Below are 18,428 nucleotides of genomic sequence, written 5' to 3' on the forward strand. Positions count from 1 at the left end.
TGAACGGTCACACGGATGTGTCATGCTCGGCCCACACACTTAGGAGAGTCGTCCGATGAAGCTCGTCCTGTCCGCCGCCCTGCTCGCGCTGGCCGCACCGCTCGCCGCGCACGCCCAGACCGTCCCCGCCCCGATCGCCACCGCGCTCGCCGATGCCGGCCGCCCCCAGGCCGACAAGGACCGCGACGCCGCGCGCCATCCGGGCGAGATCCTCGCCTTTGCCGGCATCGCGCCCGGCCAGAAGGTCGCCGACTTCATCATGGGCGGCGGCTATTGGACGCGCATCCTGTCGCCGGTTATCGGTCCCAAGGGCAAGCTCTACGCCTATCAGCCTGCCGAGTTCATCGCCTATCGCGCCGCCTATGCCGACGACCAGAAGGCCGCGGTGGCGGGCCGCGCCAACACCGTGGCGATGAGCGACAGCCTGAAGAGCTTCGCCTTCCCCGAGCCGCTCGACGCGATCATCACGGTGCAGAACTGGCACGATCTCCACCTCAAATCCTCGCCGCCGGGCGCCGCGGCGTTCATCGCCAAGAAGCTCTATGATTCGCTCAAGCCGGGTGGCGTGCTGCTGGTGGTCGACCATGTCGCCAATGCCGATCCCGCCTTCGCGCTGCCGCAGACGCTCCACCGCATCGATCCCGCCGCCGCCCGCGCCGAGCTCGAGAGCGCGGGCTTCAAGTTCGACGGCGAGCTGCCGCTGCTGCGCAACCCGAACGACCCCCACACCGCCAACGTCTTCACCCCGGAGATCCGCGGCAAGACCGACCAGTTCATCTACAAGTTCCGCAAGCCGTGACCTGGTAAATCCTCCCCGAGCTCTGCTCGGGGAGGGGGACCGCCGCCGAAGGCGGTGGTGGAGGGGCGCGCCGGGCACCGGCGCGTTGCGCCGGCCCCTCCACCATTCGCTGCGCGAATGGTCCCCCTCCCCCAGACAAGCTGGGGGAGGATTTGAAATTTACCGCCCCGCTTCATTCTCCAGCGCATCCGCCCGCGCCTCGATGCGCTGCATCGTGTCGTGGGTGCGCGCGCCGATGTCGTTGGCGCGGCGATGCTCCGCCTCCGCGCTCTTCCACACCACGACGAGCAGGAAGACGAGCAGCAGCGCGGTGAGCGCCGTGGCGAGCTGGAGCCAGCGTTGGACAGTCATGCCGCGATCCTAGCCGCCCCGACCCGCTACGGCCAGCACGACCCTTTCCCCCGAAACGAACCCGTGGCAGCATGATTGCGCAATTTTGGGGGAATTGATCATGCGCCTGCTTCTCGCCACCGCCGCCTTGCTGCCCGTCGCGGCCGCGCCCGCCGCCGCCCAGCAATGGTACCGCGTCGGCGGCAACGAGAATACGATGAGCTATGTCGATCTCGCCAGCCTGAAGCCGGCAAGCGACGGCAAGATCACCGGCGATGTCGAGAGCGTCTATGCCACGCCGCTGGACGAAGGCATCGTCGCCGCCCGGATCCGCACCGAGTTCAACTGCACCAACACCAGCTTCCGCACGCTGAGCTACAGCTACTACATGGCGGGCGGGAAATTCCTGCGCACCGAGCCTTCGGAGACGATCAACGAGTACAAGCTGCCCAAGCCCGGCAGCATCAACATCGCGATCATGGAATTCGCCTGCAAGCGCACCGGCGGCACCGCGGTGGGCGATCCGATCGCCGACGCGAAGGCGCAGTTCTAGGGCACCGGCACAACCCTGCTGTTCCCCGAGGCCCAGGGTTTCTCTGCCGTTCCGCTTGTGGCCCTGGACCCCGGCTTTCGCCGGGGGACGGCATAGACACATACTTCGAAGGCAAAGATCCGAAATACGAAAAGGGCGCGCTCCCTGGGGAAGCGCGCCCTTTTCATGCCCGCCGAAGCGAGAGGGTCAGTTCAGCCGGCCGAGCCCGGCAATGGCCTGGTCGACCAGCGCCTTGTCGGCGTCGGCGCCGTGCTTCTCGGCGATGATCGCCCCGGCGGCGGCGGCGGCGGCCTGGGCCGCCTTGGCACGCACCTCGGCGATCGCGGTGCGCTCGGCAGCGGCGATCTTGTCCTCGGCCATCTTGGCGCGGCGCTTGGTCAGCTCCTTGGCGTCGGCCTCTGCCTTTTTGAGCAGGTCCTTCGCCTCGGCCTCGGCATGCGCGACGATCGCGGCGGCATCCGCCTCGCTCGCGGCATTGCGCGCCTTGGCGGCGGCCAGCTCGGCCTCCGCCTCGACGCGCAGCGCCGTCGCCTGGTCGAGCTGGGTGCGGATCGAATCGATCCTGGCGTCGAGCATCTTGCCGATCATCGCCGGCACGCGCTTGTAGAGCACGATACCGAGCACGATGAGCATCGCGATGGCGACGAAGCCCGGCGCGGTGATGCCGAACGCCGACGGCTCATGGTGCAGCTCGACCGTGCCGGTCTGCGTCTTCATGCCCTGGGGATGTTCAGCCATTGGCCAGCGCCGCCTTCACTTGCTGGGTGACCGACGCGCGGTCGGTCTTCACGCCCGAAAGCTTGGCGACGATGTCCTGGACGGCGTCCACCGTCTCGGCCTCGATTTCGCCAAGCGCCTGGGCCTTGGTCGCTTCGATGCGCTGCGCGGCCTCGGCGATCTTCGCCTCGGACGCGGCATCGCCCTTCTTCACATCGGCTTCGGACTTGGCGGTCGCCTTGTCCTTGGCCTTGCTCAGCGTCGCGAGCGCCGTGGTCCGGGCTGCTTCCAGCCCGGACTCGTACGCGGCATCCGACGCATGGGCAGCGTCTCGGGCAGCCTCAGCCGCGGCGAGGTCGCCGGCGATGCGGGCGTTGCGGTCTTCGACCGTACGCTCGATCTTCGGGACCATCGCCTTGCCGATCCCGAAATAGATGAGCGCAAACACGATCGCGAGCCAGAAGAGCTGCGACGCGTAGATCTCAGGGATTTGGGATAGCTGTGGCATTGGCTGTCCTCGAACCTTAGCCCTTGACGACGAACAGGATCAGGATCGCGACGACGAACGCGATCAGACCCAGAAGCTCGGCACCGGCGAAGCCGATGAACAGGCGGCCCTGCTGGCCGTCAGCCGCACCCGGGTTGCGCAGCGCGCCCTCGAGGAACGAACCGAACACGTTGCCCACGCCGAGCGCGGCCAGGCCGATGCCGATCGCCGCAAGGCCGGCACCGATGTACATTGCACCAACGTCAGTCATTTCAAGCTCCCTACGTAATCCAATAAACCAAACGAACAGCGCGACTTAGTGCAGGTGCACCGCGTCGTGGAGATACAGCGAAGTCAGCAGCGCGAACACATAGGCCTGGATCGCGCAGACCAGCAGCTCAAGCGCGCTCACGCCGATGATCATGAGCAGGCTGAGCACGCTCACGGCGCCGCCGAGCGGGCCGCCGGCGTTGAGGCCCTGCACCACGAAGCTGCCGAACACCTCGAGCAGGATGTGCCCCGCGGTCATCGCGACGAACAGTCGCAGGCCCAGCGAGAACGGACGCACCATGAACGAGATGAACTCGACCGGGATGATCACCGGCATCAGCCACAGCGGCGCGCCGTGCGGCACGAACAGCGTGAAGAACTTCAGGCCATGCTTGAACAGGCCGACGAACAGCACGATGCCGAACGAGAAGAACGCCAGCACCGCGGTCACCGTGATGTGGCTGGTCACCGCGAAGGTGTGCAGCCCCGGCACGATCGCCAGCGGCAGGATGCCGACCAGGTTCGCGAACAGGATGAAGAAGAACAGCGAGAAGATGTACGGGGCGAACTTCTTGCCGCCCTTGCCGATGCTGGTGTTCACCATCGAATCGATGAAGCCCACCGCGCCTTCGGCCATCAGCTGCCACTTGCCGGGGATCAGCGCGCGCTTCATCCCGCCGAGCATGAAGGCGAACAGCAGCCCGGCCACGACGACCATGAACAGCGCGGAATTGGTGAACGAGAGGTCATAGCCGAGCACGTCAAGCTTGATCAGCTTGCCGACCTCGAACTGCTCCATCGGATTGATTGCGCCGGCGCTCACTCTGCCCGCTCCTTCGAAATCTTGTAGATGCTGCGGAAAGCCGCGACGAACGATAGCAGGACGAAGCCCAGCAGGAACCACGGGCTGGTGCCCAGCCAGCGATCGAGCGCGAAGCCGAGAACGCCGCCGCCGAGCGGCATGCCGATCAGGTCCATCAGCACGCGCGAGCCCTGCTTGTAGCCCTTGGCGTCGGCCGGCGCCTTGATGCCCGCGTCCGCGCCGGTGCGCGCAGCCTCGGCCGCCTTCGCATCGGCGATGCGGCGGTCAAGGTCGCTGGGAGCACGGTCTTGGGTCAAGGCGGTCAAGGCGATCCAGATATGAAAAAAGCCGCCGAACGCGCCGGCGACATTTAAGCATCGCCGGCTGTTCAGCCGCGTTGCTCGGGCGCTTTAGGAACGCGCGCCGGGCGAGTCAACTCTAACGCATTTCTGCGCCGTTTCGGAGAAGTCCTCGCCTTGAATAACCCAGGGTTTGCAGGAACAACGCGGCCATGTCCGAGGCCCCCGACAATAGCGGCCACCGCGCGCGCCTGCGCCGCCGCCTGTTCGAGGGCGGGCCGGACGCGTTGCTCGATCACGAATTGGTCGAATATCTCCTCGCGCTGGCGATTCCGCGCCAGGATACCAAGCCGCTGGCCAAGGCGCTGCTCCACGAGTTCGGCGGCATCGCCGGGCTGCTCACTGCCGATGCCGAGGCGCTGGGCCGGGTGAAGGGCATGGGCGAGACCAGCGTCGCCGCGCTCAAGGCCACCCACGCCGCTGCGCTCCGCCTGCTGCGCACCGGAATCGCCGAGCGCCCGGTGCTCGCCAACTGGCAGGCGCTGCTCGACTATCTCCGCGCCGACATGGCGCACCACAGCATCGAGCGCTTCCGTGTCCTCCACCTCAATTCGAAGAACCTGCTGATCCGCGACGCGCTGATGAGCGAAGGCACGATCGACGAGGCCGCGGTCTATGTCCGCGAAATCATGCGCCACGGCCTCCAGCTCGGCTCGGCGGCGCTGATCCTCGTCCACAATCACCCCTCGGGCGATCCCTCCCCCAGCCGCGCCGATATCGAGATCACCCGCCAGGTGATCGCCGCCGGCAAGGTCCACGGCATCGCGGTGCACGACCACATCATCATGGCCCGCGACGGGCATGTTTCGCTCCGCGGCCAGGGGCTGATCTGAGGCCGTCATCCCGGCGGAAGGTGTGTCATTGCAGTGTCACACCCTGCACGATAGCATCCCGCATGCTTCGCACGCTTCTGCTCCCGCTCGCCCTGCTCCTCGGCGCCGCGCCCGCCCCCGAGCTGCCGCACTTCGCGATCGAGCGCCCCGCCGCGCTCGGCGGACGCCCGGTCGGCGGCCAGCTGCCGATCGTCCACGCCACCGTCGCGGGCCGGCCCGGCGTCTTCCTGTTCGATACCGGCGCCAACCGCACCGTGCTTTCGCCCGGCTTCGCCGATGCGGCGGGTCTCATCCGGCGCACGCCGGTCAAGGGACGCGACAGCAGCGGCGCCCCGGTCAGCGCCTATCCGGTCGAGATGGTTGAGCAGGTCGACCTCGCGATCGGCGACGCCCGTTATCACCTCGCCCAGCTGGCGGTGGTCCGGATGACGATCCTCGATGCGCTCGGGATCGACGGCGTGGTCAGCGCCCAGTCGCTCGTCGGCCCCGATTGCCTGCGCATCGATTTCGCGCGCGGCATCGCGACCTCGGCGCCGCCGGCGAGCCCCGCATGCACGCTGGACGGCGTCCCCGCGCCGATCGGCAGCGACGGCCAGGCGCGCGTGACGGTCACCGCCGGCGGCGCGAGCGGCCCGTTCCTGCTCGACAGCGGCGCCTGGCGGACCAGCCTGCCCGCCGACTTCCTTCCCGATGCGCCGCGCCTCGGCGGGGAGGCCCACGGCGGCGTCTCGGGCGTGGTGAAGACGTCGGACCTGATCGGCCCGGTGACGCTCGGCCTGGGCGGACGCGACCTGCACCTCGCCCAGGCGCGCCGCGCCTTGCCCGGCAAGGGCGGCATCCTCGGTTTCGACCTGCTCTCGCGCGCCGTGCTGCTGATGCGCCCCGGCAAGGACGCGCTGCTCGCGCTTCCCTGACACGCCAAACGGCCGCCGGAAGCAAGTCCGACGGCCGCTCGGGAGTAGCGCCATGCGTATTCGGCGCGACGAAACTCTTAGCCGGGCTGTTTCGGCGTCAGGAACACGGTCAGTTCCTGCTTGTTGACCGACGCGCTCTTGTCGGTGTCGGCACTGGTGAAGGCCTGCGCGGTCCAGGTCGTCGCCTCGGGCGTGCCCGGCTGGAAGGTCGGCTCGGCCGCCTTGCGCAGATTGCCCATCCAGGCGGCGAACTCGGTCGCGTTCAGCTTGCCGTCGCCGTCCTTGTCATAGGTGCCGAAGTCGCGGCCCACTGCCTGGGCGACCTGCTCCTGCGTAGCGGCGGGAGTCGCGGACGCGCTGCCGGTCGGCTGGGCGGCCGGTGCCGCGGGCGTGGTCTCCTGCGCGACGCCTTGGGCGGGCTGAGTCACAGGCTGGGCCGGCGCCGGAGCAGCCTGGGCTGTGGTCGCCTGGTCCTGCGCGGCCGGGGCCTTGTCGTCGGTCACCACCGGAGTCGCGGTCTGATCCGGCGCCGGCGCATTCTGGGTCGGCTGCGTATTATCCTGCGCCGGCGTCTCCTGTGCAATGGCGGGGACGGCAAATAGAATAGAAGTTGCAAGAAGCACTGGCTTCAACATCAGTAACTCTCCTGTTGTTCTTCAGGCCGTTACTTCTCCGGCCCTTGATGATCTGTCGATGCATTCACGATACCAACCCATCATCTCGCGGCAATTTCCTCAACTCACCCCCTCACGACTTCATTTCATCGCATTTCATTTGCGCTGTGGCGTGCCTGCAACGGCCACGCCGCGATCGCCCGCGTGGCCTGCTTCGGTTGCCCCCCTTCCCCCCGCTTGCTAGGGGCGCCGCACACCCCAGCGAAAGGCTTGCAATGGTCCCCCGTTATTCGCGCCCCGACATGACCGCGATCTGGTCGCCCGAGGCGCGCTTCCGCATCTGGTTCGAGATCGAGGCGCACGCGACCGAGGCGCTGGCCGAGCTCGGCGTGGTGCCGAAGAGCGCCGCCAAGGCGCTGTGGGACTGGTGGGCGACCAACCCGGCGATCGACGTCGCCGCGATCGACGCGATCGAGGCGGTGACCAAGCACGACGTCATCGCCTTCCTCACCTGGGTGGCCGAGCAGGTCGGCGACGAAGCCCGCTTCATGCACCAGGGCATGACCAGCTCGGACGTGCTCGACACCTGCCTCGCGGTCCAGCTCGCCCGCGCCAGCGACATCCTGCTCGCCGACATCGACGCGCTGCTCGAGGTGCTCAAGCGCCGCGCCTATGAGCACAAGCTCACCCCGACGATCGGCCGCAGCCACGGCATCCATGCCGAGCCGGTCACCTTCGGCCTCAAGCTCGCCGAGGCCTATGCCGAGTTCAAGCGCAACAAGGAGCGCCTGCTCGCCGCGCGCGCCGACATCGCTACCTGCGCGATCTCGGGCGCGGTCGGCACCTTCGCCAATATCGATCCGCGCGTCGAAGCGCATGTCGCGGAGAAGCTCGGCCTCGCCGTCGAGCCGGTCTCGACCCAGGTCATCCCGCGCGACCGCCATGCGATGTTCTTCGCGACCCTCGGCGTGATCGCCAGCTCGATCGAGCGCCTCGCCGTCGAGGTCCGCCACCTCCAGCGCACCGAAGTGCTCGAAGCCGAGGAATATTTCTCGCCCGGCCAGAAGGGCTCGTCGGCGATGCCGCACAAGCGCAACCCCGTGCTCACCGAGAACCTCACCGGCCTCGCCCGCATGGTCCGCAGCGCGACGATCCCGGCGATGGAGAATGTCGCGCTGTGGCACGAGCGCGACATCTCGCACTCCTCGGTCGAGCGCTATATCGGCCCCGACGCGACGATCACGCTCGATTTCGCGCTCGCCCGCCTGACGGGCGTGATGGACAAGCTGCTCGTCTATCCGGCGCGGATGCAGAAGAACCTCGATCGCATGGGCGGCCTCGTGCATTCGCAGCGCGTGCTTCTTGCCCTCACCCAGGCCGGCGTCAGCCGCGAGGACAGCTACCGCCTCGTCCAGCGCAACGCGATGAAGGTGTGGGAGAGCGACGGCGAGCTGTCGCTGCTCGAGCTGCTCAAGGCCGACCCCGAAGTCACCGCCGCGCTTTCGCCGGCGGAGATCGAGGACAAGTTCGACCTCGGCTATCACTTCAAGCAGGTCGACACGATCTTCGCGCGCGTGTTCGCCTGAGCCGCCCGCTTCCAATGTAGGATTTCGCCGGATACGACTCGCGTAAATCCTCCCCGAGCTCGCCTCGGGGAGGAATTTAAGGGGGAAGCGAATGGCGATCGGCGCATCGGTGGGCAAAGGCGGGGTCAACGATCTCGCGGACGTGCTCGTCGTTCAGCATCTGCTCAACGACTGGCTGCGCTTCACCGGGCAGAAGCTGCTCGCCACCAGCGGCGATTGCGACAAGGCGACGATCGCCGCGATCATCGGCTATCAGGGCAAGGTCCTCGCCATGCCCGTGCCAGACGGGCTGATCAGCCCCGGCGGCAAGACCTGGCTCGCGCTCGCCGCGGGCCAGGGCGCCCGCCCGCCGCTCTCGGGCGCCGACTGGTGGAACGCCAACCAGGCCCAATACCCCAACAGCGCCGCGGTCGCCGACCTGATCCAGCCCTTCCGCGACAATGTCACGGCGTTCCTCAAGGCGCTGAAGGACGCCGGCGCCACCGTCACCATCTCCGCCACCCGCCGCAACGCGACGCGCGCGCACCTGATGCATTACAGCTGGTGCGTGGCGAAGGGCTCGGTCGCGCCGAACAAGGTCCCCTCTGTGCCCGGCCTCGCAATCCAATGGGATCATGGCGACCTCGCCAAGTCGAAAGCCGGCGCCCAGGCGATGTCGGACCTGTTCCAGATCGCCTTCGAGCCTTCGCTCACCTCGCGCCATATCGAGGGCCGCGCGATCGACATGACGATCGGCTGGAACGGCACGCTCAAGATCAAGGACAGGCAGGGCAAGGCCCGCGAGATCGCCACCAGCCCGCGCACCGGCGACAATCCCGACCTGCAGAAGCTCGGCGCGAGCTACGGCGCGATCAAGCTGCTCAGCGACCCGCCGCACTGGAGCGACGACGGGCGTTGAGGTCACCACGCTTCCAAAGCGTCGCTCCGGACTTGTTCCGGGGTCCTCCGGGAGGCGCGTGCAACGCGAGATACGCGAGCGCCGCAGGTGCGGCCCGGTTGATCCCCGGGACAAGGCCGGGGTAACGAGAGGTAGGGCCTCATCCCAAGAGAAAGGGCCCGGCGTTTCCACCGGGCCCCTCATGCTGAACCAGGTTCAGGATTTAGCGGCAGCGGCGGCCGCCATTGTCCTTGTCGATCGCCTGGCCGACCAGCGCGCCGCCGAGCGCACCGAGCAGCGTGCCGGGGGTGCGGTCGCCATAGCGGTCGATGCTGCGGCCGACGAGCGCACCGGCGACGCCGCCCAGCAACAGGCCGGTGGTGCCATCCGAACGGCGGCAATAGTTGCGGCCGTCGCGCCCGCGCCAGGTCGGGCCGTTGTAATAGCCGCGGTCATAGCCACGATTGTCGTAGCTGCGCTCGTAGCGGCCATGGTCGCGGTAGCCGCCACCATAATTCTGCGCCATCGCCGACGACGGCAGGGCGGGAAGGGCAACGGCCACGGCCGCAAGGCCCAGAAGCGTCTTGTTCATGATCTTTCTCCTCTTCTGGCCGGTACCCGGGGCACCGGTGTTGAGGACCCTTCTAGGCGAGTCGGGCTGAGGCGATGCTGAACTGGGTTTGCAGCTTACGTTAACGTAACGAAGTCGCCGGCAGGTGGATCGGCCCGTCAGGGGGCAGGGTGCCATGGAAGCCCATGTCGCTATCGCTCTCACCGCATAGCAGGAGCGCGGGAATGCTGAGCTCGTCCCAAACGGGCACCTCCGGCGTGGGCGCGGCCTTGATGATCGTGCCGCCTTCCCGGATCAGGATGTGGCAGATCTTGCGCGCCTTCAGGTCGCGGACCGAGCGCAGGAACTGGCCATAGCTCGGCGCCGTCACCAGCGGCATATGCCCTTCCGCGGCCACGCCCTTCGCATATTCCCCGACATCGGCAAGCGGCCGATCGCCCAGGCGCCAGTGCCCCGCCTGCAGGCTGAGCGCCGCAGCATCGGCATCCACGATCATCTCACTCGAATCGAGCCCGACATAGGTGACATCGGCATTGGGCAGGCTGTCCTGGCGCCAGCGCCAGCCGAGGAACAGCACGTCCGCCACCGCCAGCGTGCAGGCGAGCGGGATCAGGCGCGAGCGGCGGGGCATGCGCAGGCGAATAGCATGAAAAAGCCCCCTCCGCGCGCGGCGAAGGGGGCGTTTCATTCCCGTCAGGGCCGGCGGTTCACCCCAGCGCGGCCTTCAACTTGGCGAAGAAGCCCGTCGCCTGCGGGCATTCGTCGCCCGTCTCGGTCGCGCGGAATTCCTCGAGCAGCTCGCGCTGCTTCGCGGTCAGCTTGGTCGGCATCTCGACGACGAGCTCGACGACCAGGTCGCCGCGCCCGCGCCCCTGCAGCACCGGCATGCCGGCGCCGCGCTGGCGCACTTCGCGGCCGCTCTGCGTGCCCGCGGCGATCTTGACGACATGCTTCTCGCCGTCGAGCCCGGGGATGACGATCTCGCCGCCCAGCGCCGCGGTGGTGAAGCTGATCGGCGCGTGCGCGAACAAATTGGTGCCCTCGCGCTCGAAGATGCCGTGCTTCTTGACGTGCAGGAAGATGTAGAGGTCGCCCGCCGGCGCGCCGCGCGCCCCTGCCTCGCCCTCGCCCTGCAGGCGGATGCGCGTGCCTTCGTCGACGCCGGGCGGCACGTTGATCTTGAGCGTCTTGGTCTTGTCGGTGCGGCCCTCGCCGCGGCAGTCGCGGCACGGCTCGTCGATCACTTCGCCGGCGCCGTGGCAATGCTGGCAGGCGCGCTCGACCATGAAGAAACCCTGCTGCGCGCGCACCTTGCCGTGCCCGCCGCAATATTTGCACTGGGTCGCCTTGGTGCCCGGCTTGGCGCCGGTGCCCTCGCAGCTGTCGCAATGGCCGGAGACGTCGACGGTGATCTCGCTCGTCGTCCCGTGGAACGCGTCCTCGAGGCTGATCTCCATGTCGTAGCGCAGGTCCGCGCCGCGGCGCTGCGGCCGGCCGCCGCCCCGGGCACCGCCCATGAACTCGCCGAACACGCTTTCGAAGATGTCGCTGAACGCGCCGAAATCCTGCGCGCCGTGGCCGCCGCCACCGCCGCCCATGCCGTTCCTGAAGGCGGCATGGCCGAACCGGTCATAGGCCGCGCGCTTCTGCGGGTCCTTAAGGCAGTCATAGGCTTCGTTGATCGCCTTGAACTTGGCCTCATGGTCCTTGCAGCCGGCATTCTTGTCCGGATGGTATTTGATCGCGAGCTTGCGATAGGCGGACTTGAGCGTGGCCTCGTCCGCGGTGCGCTCGACTTCGAGCAGCTCGTAGAAATCGACTTCGGTGGTCATCAATTAGAGCCCTCTCCCCGCTCGCGGAGAGAGGGTCGGGAGAAGGGCACGCCGCTAGAAACTCGCATTGCCGCCCCACTCCCCCTCTCCCCGGCCCTCCCCCCGCGCACGGGGAGAGGGAGGGAAGTTAAGTTACGCCTTGTTGTCGTCCACCTCGGAGAATTCCGCATCGACGACTTCCTCGCCGCCCGCTTCGTTCCCCGCAGCCGCGTCGGCGCCGCCCTGGGGCGAAGCCTCGGCCTGCTGCTGCTTGTCGTAGATCGCCTGGCCGAGCTTCATCGCCACCTGGGCGAGGTTCTGGCTCTTGGCCTGCATGTCGTCGGCGTCGCCGCTCTCGATCGCAGCCTTGGTCTCGGCAACCGCCGCCTCGATCTCCGCCTTCAGCGAAGCGTCGACCTTGTCGCCATTCTCCTGGAGCTGGCGCTCGGTGGTGTGGACCAGGCTCTCGGCGTTGTTCTTCGCCTCGGCCGCGGCACGGCGCTTCTTGTCGTCCTCGGCAAAGCTCTCGGCGTCGCGGACCATCTGCTCGATGTCGCTGTCCGAAAGACCGCCCGAGGCCTGGATGCGGATCTGCTGCTCCTTGCCGGTGCCCTTGTCCTTGGCCGACACATTGACCAGGCCATTGGCATCGATGTCGAAGGTCACTTCGATCTGCGGCACGCCGCGCGGCGCCGGCGGAATGCCGACCAGGTCGAACTGGCCGAGCATCTTGTTGTCCGCCGCCATCTCGCGCTCGCCCTGGAAGACGCGGATCGTCACCGCCTGCTGATTGTCGTCGGCAGTCGAATAGACCTGGCTCTTCTTGGTCGGGATCGTCGTGTTGCGGTCGATCATGCGGGTGAATACACCACCCAGCGTCTCGATGCCGAGCGACAGCGGCGTGACGTCGAGCAGCAGCACGTCCTTGACGTCGCCCTGCAGCACGCCGGCCTGGATGGCGGCACCGATCGCGACCACCTCATCGGGGTTCACGCCGGTGTGCGGCTCCTTGCCGAAGAACTCCTTCACGATCTGGCGGACCTTGGGCATGCGGGTCATGCCGCCGACCAGCACCACTTCGTCGATCGCCGAGCCCTTGACGCCAGCGTCGGCCAGCGCCTTGCGGCACGGCTCGAGCGTGCGCTGGATCAGGTCCTCGACGAGGCGCTCCAGCTCGGCGCGGTTGATGTTCTTCACCAGGTGCTTCGGCCCATTGGCGTCGGCGGTGATGAAGGGCAGGTTCACTTCGGTGGTCTGCGCGCTCGAAAGCTCGATCTTGGCCTTCTCGGCGGCTTCCTTCAGCCGCTGCAGCGCGAGCTTGTCCTTGGTGAGGTCGATGCCCTCGGCCTTCTTGAAGTCCTCGGCCAGGAACTGCACCAGCTTGGCGTCGAAGTCCTCGCCGCCCAGGAACGTATCACCGTTCGTGGCCTTCACCTCGAACACGCCGTCGCCGATCTCGAGCACCGAGATGTCGAACGTGCCGCCGCCAAGGTCATAGACCGCGATGGTCTTGCCGTCGTTCTTCTCGAGGCCGTAGGCGAGCGCCGCCGCCGTCGGCTCGTTGATGATGCGCAGCACTTCCAGGCCCGCGATCTTGCCGGCGTCCTTGGTCGCCTGGCGCTGCGCGTCGTTGAAATATGCCGGCACGGTGATCACCGCCTGGGTGACGTTCTCGCCCAGATAGCTCTCGGCGGTTTCCTTCATCTTCTGCAGGATGAAGGCGCTGATCTGCGACGGCGAATAATCCTCGCCGCCGGCCTGCACCCAGGCGTCTCCATTGGAGCCGCGCACGATGGTGTAGGGCACCAGCTCGGTGTCCTTCTTGGTCACGGGGTCGTCGAAGCGGCGGCCGATCAGGCGCTTCACCGCGAACACCGTGTTGTCCGGATTGGTCACTGCCTGGCGCTTGGCCGGCTGCCCGATCAGGCGCTCGCCGTCCTTGGCGAAGGCGACGATCGACGGCGTGGTGCGCGCGCCTTCCACATTCTCGATCACCTTGGGCTTGCCGCCCTCCATCACTGCGACGCAGCTGTTGGTAGTGCCCAGATCGATACCGATTACTTTAGCCATGTTCCCTCGTTGGCCCCCAGTCCTAAATCAAACAATTGGCCCCCACGCCCCTGCTTCGAGGCAGCGCGGAGAACCTTCCCGAACGGCGATATAGGTGGCCGCGCGCTTGCCGCAAGAAGGCGCGCTTTCTAAGGACCTTCCCGAAATGGGAGGAATTGAATGCGCCTGATTTCGGCGATGACGATCGCGGCGGCACTTTGCGCCTGCGCGCCCAAGGGCGAATTGACCGCGGAGGGCGCCTGGGTGCGGCTTCCCGCCGTCGCCGGCCAGCCCGGCGCGGCCTATTTCGCGCTCCACGGCGGGGCGAAGCCCGACACGCTGCTCGCGGTTTCCACCCCTGCCGCGCTGCGCGCCGAAATGCACGAGAGCATGAAGGGCGACCATGGCATGATGGCGATGACGCCGCTGAAGGACGTCGCGCTCCCCGCCGGCGAAAAGCTCGCCTTCGCTCCCGGCGGCAAGCACGTCATGCTGTTCTCGATCGGCCCGGCGGTGAAGCCCGGCCAGAAGGTCCCGCTCACCCTCTCCTTCGCCAGCGGCACGACGCTGCACCTCGAGGCGAAGGTGGTCGGCGCCGGCGATCCGGCTCCGCTTCCGTAACACTACTTGGGGTAGAATTCCCGAGGGCCCCGGCAACTACCTCTTTCGATTTTAAGCAGAAAACCGCTCTGATTGGCGGACCGTATCCGGTCCCGGTGCGGAGCGTTCGGTGGAGCAGGTTCGGCTAAAGCCCTCGGGGTTCATGGCGCGTCTCGCGCGCGACAAGCGCGGCAACACCCTGGTGTTGATGGCGGCGATGCTGATCCCGCTCGCGGCCTTTTGCGGCAGCGCGGTCGACAGTGCGCGGCTCTACGTCGTCAAGGCTCGGCTCCAGCAGGCGTGCGACGCCGGCGTGCTCGCCGGCCGCAAGTCGATGACCGACACCTCGCTCACCAACACCACGCTCGATTCGACCGCCACCGCCCAGGCGCAGACCTTCTTCAACAACAATTTCCGCACCGGCTGGTTCAAGACCACCGCCGCCAGCTTCACGCCGGCCAAGACCTCGGACGCGCAGGTCTCGGGCACCGCCACCGCGACCGTGCCGATGACCGTGATGTCGATGTTCGGCTTCTCGAACCAGACGATCACCGTCACCTGCCAGGCGAGCTACGACGTCGCCGATACCGACGTGATCTTCGTGCTCGACACCACCGGCTCGATGGCCTGCCTGCCGAGCGACGACGACACCACTTGCAACAACTATGTCGGCTCGGCCGGCACGACGAGCTACACGCGCCCGGCGGACGGCACCGCCAGCGGCAATGACAGCGTCGCCGGCTATCCGGGCGGCACCGCCTATTACGTCCCCGAGAAGAGCGGCTCGCGCATCGCGGCGCTGCGCTCGGCGGTGCTCAGCTTCTATGATACGATGGCCTCGGCCGCCGATCCGTCCACCCATATCCGCTACGGCTTCGTCACCTACACCTCGACGGTGAACGCCGGGAAGGCGATCATGGAGATCTCGCCGAGCTACATGGTCGGCGGCTCGGGCAGCGCGAACAGCCAGTGGAACTATGAATCGCGCACCCAGACCGGCAGCCTGCTCGGCCAGCCGACCTGGAAGTACCAGCAGCTCAATTTCGACGTGCGCAACTTCGTCGCGGGCAATGCGGTGACCGATCCGAGCAAGACCACCGGCGCCACCAGCCGCTGGACCGGCTGCATCGAGGAGCGCGCGACCACCGCCGGCACCACCAGCTTCAGCCAGTCGGCGCTGCCCGCCGATCTCGATCCCGATCTGGTGCCGGGCACCAATATCGACACGCAGTGGAAGCCGATGTGGCCCGAGCTGTTCTACGCCCGCAACAATTACGCCAGCACCGCCACCGCGACCTCGACCGGCGACAGCTCCAGCCATCCGAACATCGGCACCACGCCCTATTACCAGTCGGGCTATGTCTCGTGCGGCAAGCCGGTCTCGCGGCTCGACGTGATGACGCGCACCCAGGTGTCCAACTTCGTCAACGCGGCGGACTTCCGCCCGATCGGCGGCACCTATCACGATGTCGGCATGATCTGGGGCACGCGGATGATCTCGCCCTCGGGCATCTTCGCGAGCGACACCGCCGCCTGGCCCGCGCGCCAGGCGCCCAACCGCGTCATCGTGTTCCTCACCGATGGCGACATGGCGCCCAACACCGGCGTCTACGGCATGTACGGCAATGAATATTACGACCGGCGGGTGAGCGGCGGCGACTTCACCAACCTCAAATCCTATCACAATGCCCGCTTCCTGGCGGAATGCACCGCGGCCAAGTCGCGCAACATCCAGGTGTGGACGGTGACGATCGATTCCTCGGCCACCACCGAGATGAAGTCCTGCGCCACCACCACCAACCAGGCGCTCTTCACCACCACCGGCTCAGGCCTGTCGACTGCCTTTGCCAACATCGCCAAGCAGGTCGCGATGCTGCGGGTGTCGCAGTGAGGCTTGCCCGCCTCCTCCGCGACTCCCGCGGTGCGACGCTGGTCGAGTTCGCGATGGTGCTGCCGGTGATGCTCGTGCTGATGATGGGCATGATGGAGCTCGGCTATCAGGCCTATGTCCAGTCGGTGCTCACCGGCGCGGTGCAGAAGGCCGGGCGCGACAGCGCGATCCAGGGCGCCACCCCGGCGACGATCGATGCCAAGGTGCTCGCCCAGGTCAACGCCGTCGCCCCGCGCGCCACCTTCGCCAGCGGCTATCCGACCCGGCTCAGCTATTCGAGCTTCAGCACGATCGCGCCCGAGCCCTTTGTCGACACCAATGGCAATGGCGTGCGCAACGCCGGCGAATGCTACACCGACGTCAACGGCAACGGCCAATGGGATGCCGATGCCGGCCGCACCGGCCAGGGCGGCGCCAACGATGCGACGGTCTACACCGCCGCGGTCACCTATAGCCGGCTGTTCCCGGTCACCCGGCTGTTCGGCTGGCCCGGCACCGCGACGCTGACCGCCAGCACCACGCTGATGAACCAGCCCTACGCCACCCAGAGCACCCCCTCGCCCCCGACGATCTGCACATGACGCGCCTCGCCTTCTTCCGCCGCCTCGCGCGCGACCGCGCCGGCCTCGCCATGCTCGAATTCGCGCTGGCGCTGCCGGTGGTGCTCGCGCTCGGCTGCTACGGCGTCGAGAGCGCCAACCTCGCCATCGCCAATCTGCGCGTCAGCCAGATCGCCGGCAACCTGGCCGACAACGGCTCGCGCATGGGCCTGATGACCTCGCTCTCCACCGTCCAGCTGCGCGAGCTCGACATCAACAACGCGCTCCAGGCCGCCCGCCTCCAGGGCCAGGCGCTCGGCCTCGGCACCAATGGCCGCGTCATCCTCTCCAGCCTCGAGAATATCCAGCAGAGCTACGACACCGCCCCCGTCCAGCGCATCCACTGGCAGCGCTGCTTCGGCATGAAGAGCGGCACCGGCTATGATTCGAGTTACGGCACCACCAGCGTCGCAGCCGGCACCGATGCGACCAAGGCCAATGCCGGCACCACCTCCACCGGCATGGGCGATCCCGGCGCGGTGGTCAGCGCCTCGAGCGGCGCGGCGCTGATCTTCGTCGAAGTGAACTACGACTATCAGCGGCTGTTCGGCAGCACCTTCATGGGGCCGATCAAGCTCCACTATGTCGCCTCGTTCCTGGTCCGCGACCGGCGCGACCTCTCGCAGCTGTTCAACCCGTCGCCCGCCGCGACCCGCTCGACCTGCGACAAATATACGAGTTGAGTTGCCGCGCCGGTGATCGGCGCTATCCTCCCGCGATCAACCCGAGGGAGGGCCCCGATGCCGCAAGTCCTGGACCGTTTCCGCTCTTCCACGCTCGGCTGGCTGCTCGGCACGCTCGCCGGCTGGGGCACCTGCTTCCTGTTCGTCGCCGGGCTGGTCGGCAGCTTCTATTTCCTCGCCCAGGGCACCTTGGTCGGCGCCGCCTGGGTAGCGCCGCTGCTGCTCGCCGTCGCGCTGGTCGTCCTCGTCCTCAAATGGTTCGAGAATCTCGGCATCGCCTACGAGATCACCGACGACCGGCTGATCCTCCACAAGGGCATCGTCCAGAAGTCGATCGACGAGATCGAGCTCTACCGGGTCAAGGACGTCCGCATCGACTTCTCGATCATCAACCAGCTCGCCGATATCGGCACGATCAGCATCACCTCGTCCGACGAGACCACCCGCGACGCGCCGCTGGTCATCCGCAACGTCGCCCGCGCCCGCATCCGCCGCGAGCGCCTGCGCGAACTGGTCAACACCGCCCGCCTCAGCCGCGGCGTCCGCGAGATCGACATGGTCCAGGAGGGGCTGGGCGAGCCGCCTTCGGGCTAGGGCTCCCGGCTCTCGATCCCGTGGCGCATCACGGCCTCGAGCACCCCGATATCGATATCCTTCAGCGCCTTGAACCGGATGCAATAGCCGGTCACCCTTGCCTTGCCGAGGCGCGCGCCGAACGTCTCCGCCAGATACGTCCTGTCCGCGATGCCGAGGATATAGACCGATATTCCCGCCGTGTTCGCGCTCAGCCCGATCTGGTAGAATTCCCGGCTGCTGCCATCGGCATAGTCGATGACACGCGACCCATAGCCGATATTGGGATTGGAGACGATCTTGCCCGCCTCGTTCCGCCCGTCCAGGAACCACAATCGGCCGGAGGGCAGCATCCGCAGGACGAGCGCGTGCAGCGCCCGCAGGTCGCCCTGCTTGGGCTCGGGCTGGCCGGCGACATAGCGCTCGATTTCTTCCCGCACGTCCAAGTCGCAGCCTCCGATCCTGCCCGGGGCTTGTATCACAGCGCGCCGGCGCCTGGATGACAAGCCC

Annotated in this window: 23 protein-coding genes; 11 read left to right on the plus strand and 12 right to left on the minus strand. The window is 67.3% G+C overall.

All coding sequences use genetic code 11. The features are described from left to right. Positions 1 to 55: 55 nt before the first annotated feature. Entirely contained in the window at positions 56 to 799 is a 744-nt protein-coding gene (locus tag ABLE38_RS20600; RefSeq protein WP_348976130.1) for a methyltransferase, read from the plus strand. Positions 800 to 958: 159 nt separating this feature from the next. Here ABLE38_RS20600 and ABLE38_RS20605 read toward each other — a convergent pair whose 3' ends face one another. Then, on the minus strand, positions 959 to 1,150 hold the full coding sequence (locus ABLE38_RS20605; protein ID WP_348976131.1) for a hypothetical protein: 192 nt from the start codon (positions 1,148 to 1,150) through the stop codon (positions 959 to 961). A gap of 100 nt (positions 1,151 to 1,250) precedes the next feature. On the opposite strand from ABLE38_RS20605, the gene ABLE38_RS20610 reads away from it, so the two are divergent. Continuing rightward, positions 1,251 to 1,682, plus strand: a complete 432-nt coding sequence (locus ABLE38_RS20610; RefSeq protein ID WP_348976132.1) for a surface-adhesin E family protein — start codon at positions 1,251 to 1,253, stop codon at positions 1,680 to 1,682. 186 nt (positions 1,683 to 1,868) lie between these two features. On the opposite strand, the gene ABLE38_RS20615 is transcribed toward ABLE38_RS20610, so the two are convergent. The 5 genes from ABLE38_RS20615 to ABLE38_RS20635 all read right to left on the minus strand — a co-directional run bounded on the left by ABLE38_RS20615 (position 1,869) and on the right by ABLE38_RS20635 (position 4,284). Then, positions 1,869 to 2,420: a hypothetical protein gene (locus ABLE38_RS20615; RefSeq protein ID WP_348976133.1), complete on the minus strand. Its 552-nt coding sequence runs from the start codon at positions 2,418 to 2,420 to the stop codon at positions 1,869 to 1,871. Continuing rightward, the gene (locus ABLE38_RS20620) at positions 2,413 to 2,907 is read right to left on the minus strand and encodes an ATPase (protein WP_348976134.1); all 495 of its coding nucleotides are present in this window, start codon (positions 2,905 to 2,907) and stop codon (positions 2,413 to 2,415) included. The genes ABLE38_RS20615 and ABLE38_RS20620 overlap by 8 nt, the downstream gene beginning before the upstream one ends. A gap of 16 nt (positions 2,908 to 2,923) precedes the next feature. After that, positions 2,924 to 3,139, minus strand: coding sequence for a F0F1 ATP synthase subunit C (locus tag ABLE38_RS20625; protein ID WP_086130767.1), 216 nt, complete (start codon positions 3,137 to 3,139; stop codon positions 2,924 to 2,926). A gap of 63 nt (positions 3,140 to 3,202) precedes the next feature. After that, a complete protein-coding gene (locus ABLE38_RS20630) occupies positions 3,203 to 3,979 on the minus strand; it encodes a F0F1 ATP synthase subunit A (RefSeq protein ID WP_348976135.1) in 777 nt (258 codons plus the stop codon). Further along, complete coding sequence (locus ABLE38_RS20635; protein ID WP_348976136.1) at positions 3,976 to 4,284, minus strand: AtpZ/AtpI family protein; 309 nt, start codon at positions 4,282 to 4,284, stop codon at positions 3,976 to 3,978. Before ABLE38_RS20635 ends, ABLE38_RS20630 begins: the two co-directional genes overlap by 4 nt. 185 nt (positions 4,285 to 4,469) lie before the next feature. Between ABLE38_RS20635 and radC the strand changes: the two genes are divergently transcribed. Together radC and ABLE38_RS20645 are read left to right on the plus strand one after the other, a co-directional pair. Continuing rightward, the gene (gene radC / locus ABLE38_RS20640) at positions 4,470 to 5,150 is read left to right on the plus strand and encodes a DNA repair protein RadC (RefSeq protein WP_348976137.1); all 681 of its coding nucleotides are present in this window, start codon (positions 4,470 to 4,472) and stop codon (positions 5,148 to 5,150) included. Between the two features lie 62 nt (positions 5,151 to 5,212). Beyond that, a complete protein-coding gene (locus tag ABLE38_RS20645) occupies positions 5,213 to 6,064 on the plus strand; it encodes a retropepsin-like aspartic protease (protein WP_348976138.1) in 852 nt (283 codons plus the stop codon). 77 nt (positions 6,065 to 6,141) lie between these two features. On the opposite strand, the gene ABLE38_RS20650 is transcribed toward ABLE38_RS20645, so the two are convergent. Beyond that, on the minus strand, positions 6,142 to 6,699 hold the full coding sequence (locus ABLE38_RS20650; protein ID WP_348976139.1) for a calcium-binding protein: 558 nt from the start codon (positions 6,697 to 6,699) through the stop codon (positions 6,142 to 6,144). 254 nt (positions 6,700 to 6,953) lie between these two features. Between ABLE38_RS20650 and purB the strand changes: the two genes are divergently transcribed. After that, positions 6,954 to 8,264: an adenylosuccinate lyase gene (gene purB, locus ABLE38_RS20655; protein WP_348976140.1), complete on the plus strand. Its 1,311-nt coding sequence runs from the start codon at positions 6,954 to 6,956 to the stop codon at positions 8,262 to 8,264. 91 nt (positions 8,265 to 8,355) lie between these two features. Then, entirely contained in the window at positions 8,356 to 9,162 is an 807-nt protein-coding gene (locus ABLE38_RS20660) for a hypothetical protein (RefSeq protein ID WP_348976141.1), read from the plus strand. A gap of 202 nt (positions 9,163 to 9,364) precedes the next feature. On the opposite strand, the gene ABLE38_RS20665 is transcribed toward ABLE38_RS20660, so the two are convergent. From ABLE38_RS20665 to dnaK, 4 genes are all read right to left on the minus strand, one after another. Then, positions 9,365 to 9,733, minus strand: a complete 369-nt coding sequence (locus tag ABLE38_RS20665; protein ID WP_348976142.1) for a glycine zipper 2TM domain-containing protein — start codon at positions 9,731 to 9,733, stop codon at positions 9,365 to 9,367. Positions 9,734 to 9,833: 100 nt separating this feature from the next. Further along, a complete protein-coding gene (locus ABLE38_RS20670; protein WP_348976143.1) occupies positions 9,834 to 10,343 on the minus strand; it encodes a hypothetical protein in 510 nt (169 codons plus the stop codon). Between the two features lie 76 nt (positions 10,344 to 10,419). Further along, entirely contained in the window at positions 10,420 to 11,544 is a 1,125-nt protein-coding gene (dnaJ, locus tag ABLE38_RS20675; protein ID WP_348976144.1) for a molecular chaperone DnaJ, read from the minus strand. A gap of 132 nt (positions 11,545 to 11,676) precedes the next feature. Next, a complete protein-coding gene (dnaK, locus tag ABLE38_RS20680) occupies positions 11,677 to 13,593 on the minus strand; it encodes a molecular chaperone DnaK (RefSeq protein WP_348976145.1) in 1,917 nt (638 codons plus the stop codon). Between the two features lie 159 nt (positions 13,594 to 13,752). Between dnaK and ABLE38_RS20685 the strand changes: the two genes are divergently transcribed. From ABLE38_RS20685 to ABLE38_RS20705, 5 genes are all read left to right on the plus strand, one after another. Continuing rightward, complete coding sequence (locus tag ABLE38_RS20685) at positions 13,753 to 14,193, plus strand: copper chaperone PCu(A)C (RefSeq protein WP_348976146.1); 441 nt, start codon at positions 13,753 to 13,755, stop codon at positions 14,191 to 14,193. A 142-nt stretch (positions 14,194 to 14,335) separates the two neighbouring features. After that, positions 14,336 to 16,063 carry a TadE/TadG family type IV pilus assembly protein gene (locus ABLE38_RS20690; RefSeq protein ID WP_348976147.1) on the plus strand — a complete coding sequence of 576 codons (1,728 nt, stop codon included), beginning with the start codon at positions 14,336 to 14,338 and terminating at the stop codon, positions 16,061 to 16,063. Beyond that, complete coding sequence (locus ABLE38_RS20695) at positions 16,060 to 16,644, plus strand: TadE/TadG family type IV pilus assembly protein (protein ID WP_348976148.1); 585 nt, start codon at positions 16,060 to 16,062, stop codon at positions 16,642 to 16,644. The genes ABLE38_RS20690 and ABLE38_RS20695 overlap by 4 nt, the downstream gene beginning before the upstream one ends. Continuing rightward, positions 16,641 to 17,345 (plus strand): hypothetical protein, encoded by a 705-nt coding sequence (locus tag ABLE38_RS20700; RefSeq protein ID WP_348976149.1) that lies wholly within the window; start codon positions 16,641 to 16,643, stop codon positions 17,343 to 17,345. The genes ABLE38_RS20695 and ABLE38_RS20700 overlap by 4 nt, the downstream gene beginning before the upstream one ends. A 57-nt stretch (positions 17,346 to 17,402) precedes the next feature. After that, the gene (locus ABLE38_RS20705; protein ID WP_348976150.1) at positions 17,403 to 17,939 is read left to right on the plus strand and encodes a PH domain-containing protein; all 537 of its coding nucleotides are present in this window, start codon (positions 17,403 to 17,405) and stop codon (positions 17,937 to 17,939) included. On the opposite strand, the gene ABLE38_RS20710 is transcribed toward ABLE38_RS20705, so the two are convergent. After that, positions 17,936 to 18,364 (minus strand): DUF1801 domain-containing protein, encoded by a 429-nt coding sequence (locus ABLE38_RS20710; RefSeq protein WP_348976151.1) that lies wholly within the window; start codon positions 18,362 to 18,364, stop codon positions 17,936 to 17,938. The genes ABLE38_RS20705 and ABLE38_RS20710 overlap by 4 nt on opposite strands. Positions 18,365 to 18,428: the final 64 nt, after the last annotated feature.

The sequence above is a fragment of the Sphingomonas sp. KR3-1 genome, assembly GCF_040049295.1.
Classification (GTDB): Bacteria; Pseudomonadota; Alphaproteobacteria; order Sphingomonadales; family Sphingomonadaceae; genus Sphingomonas.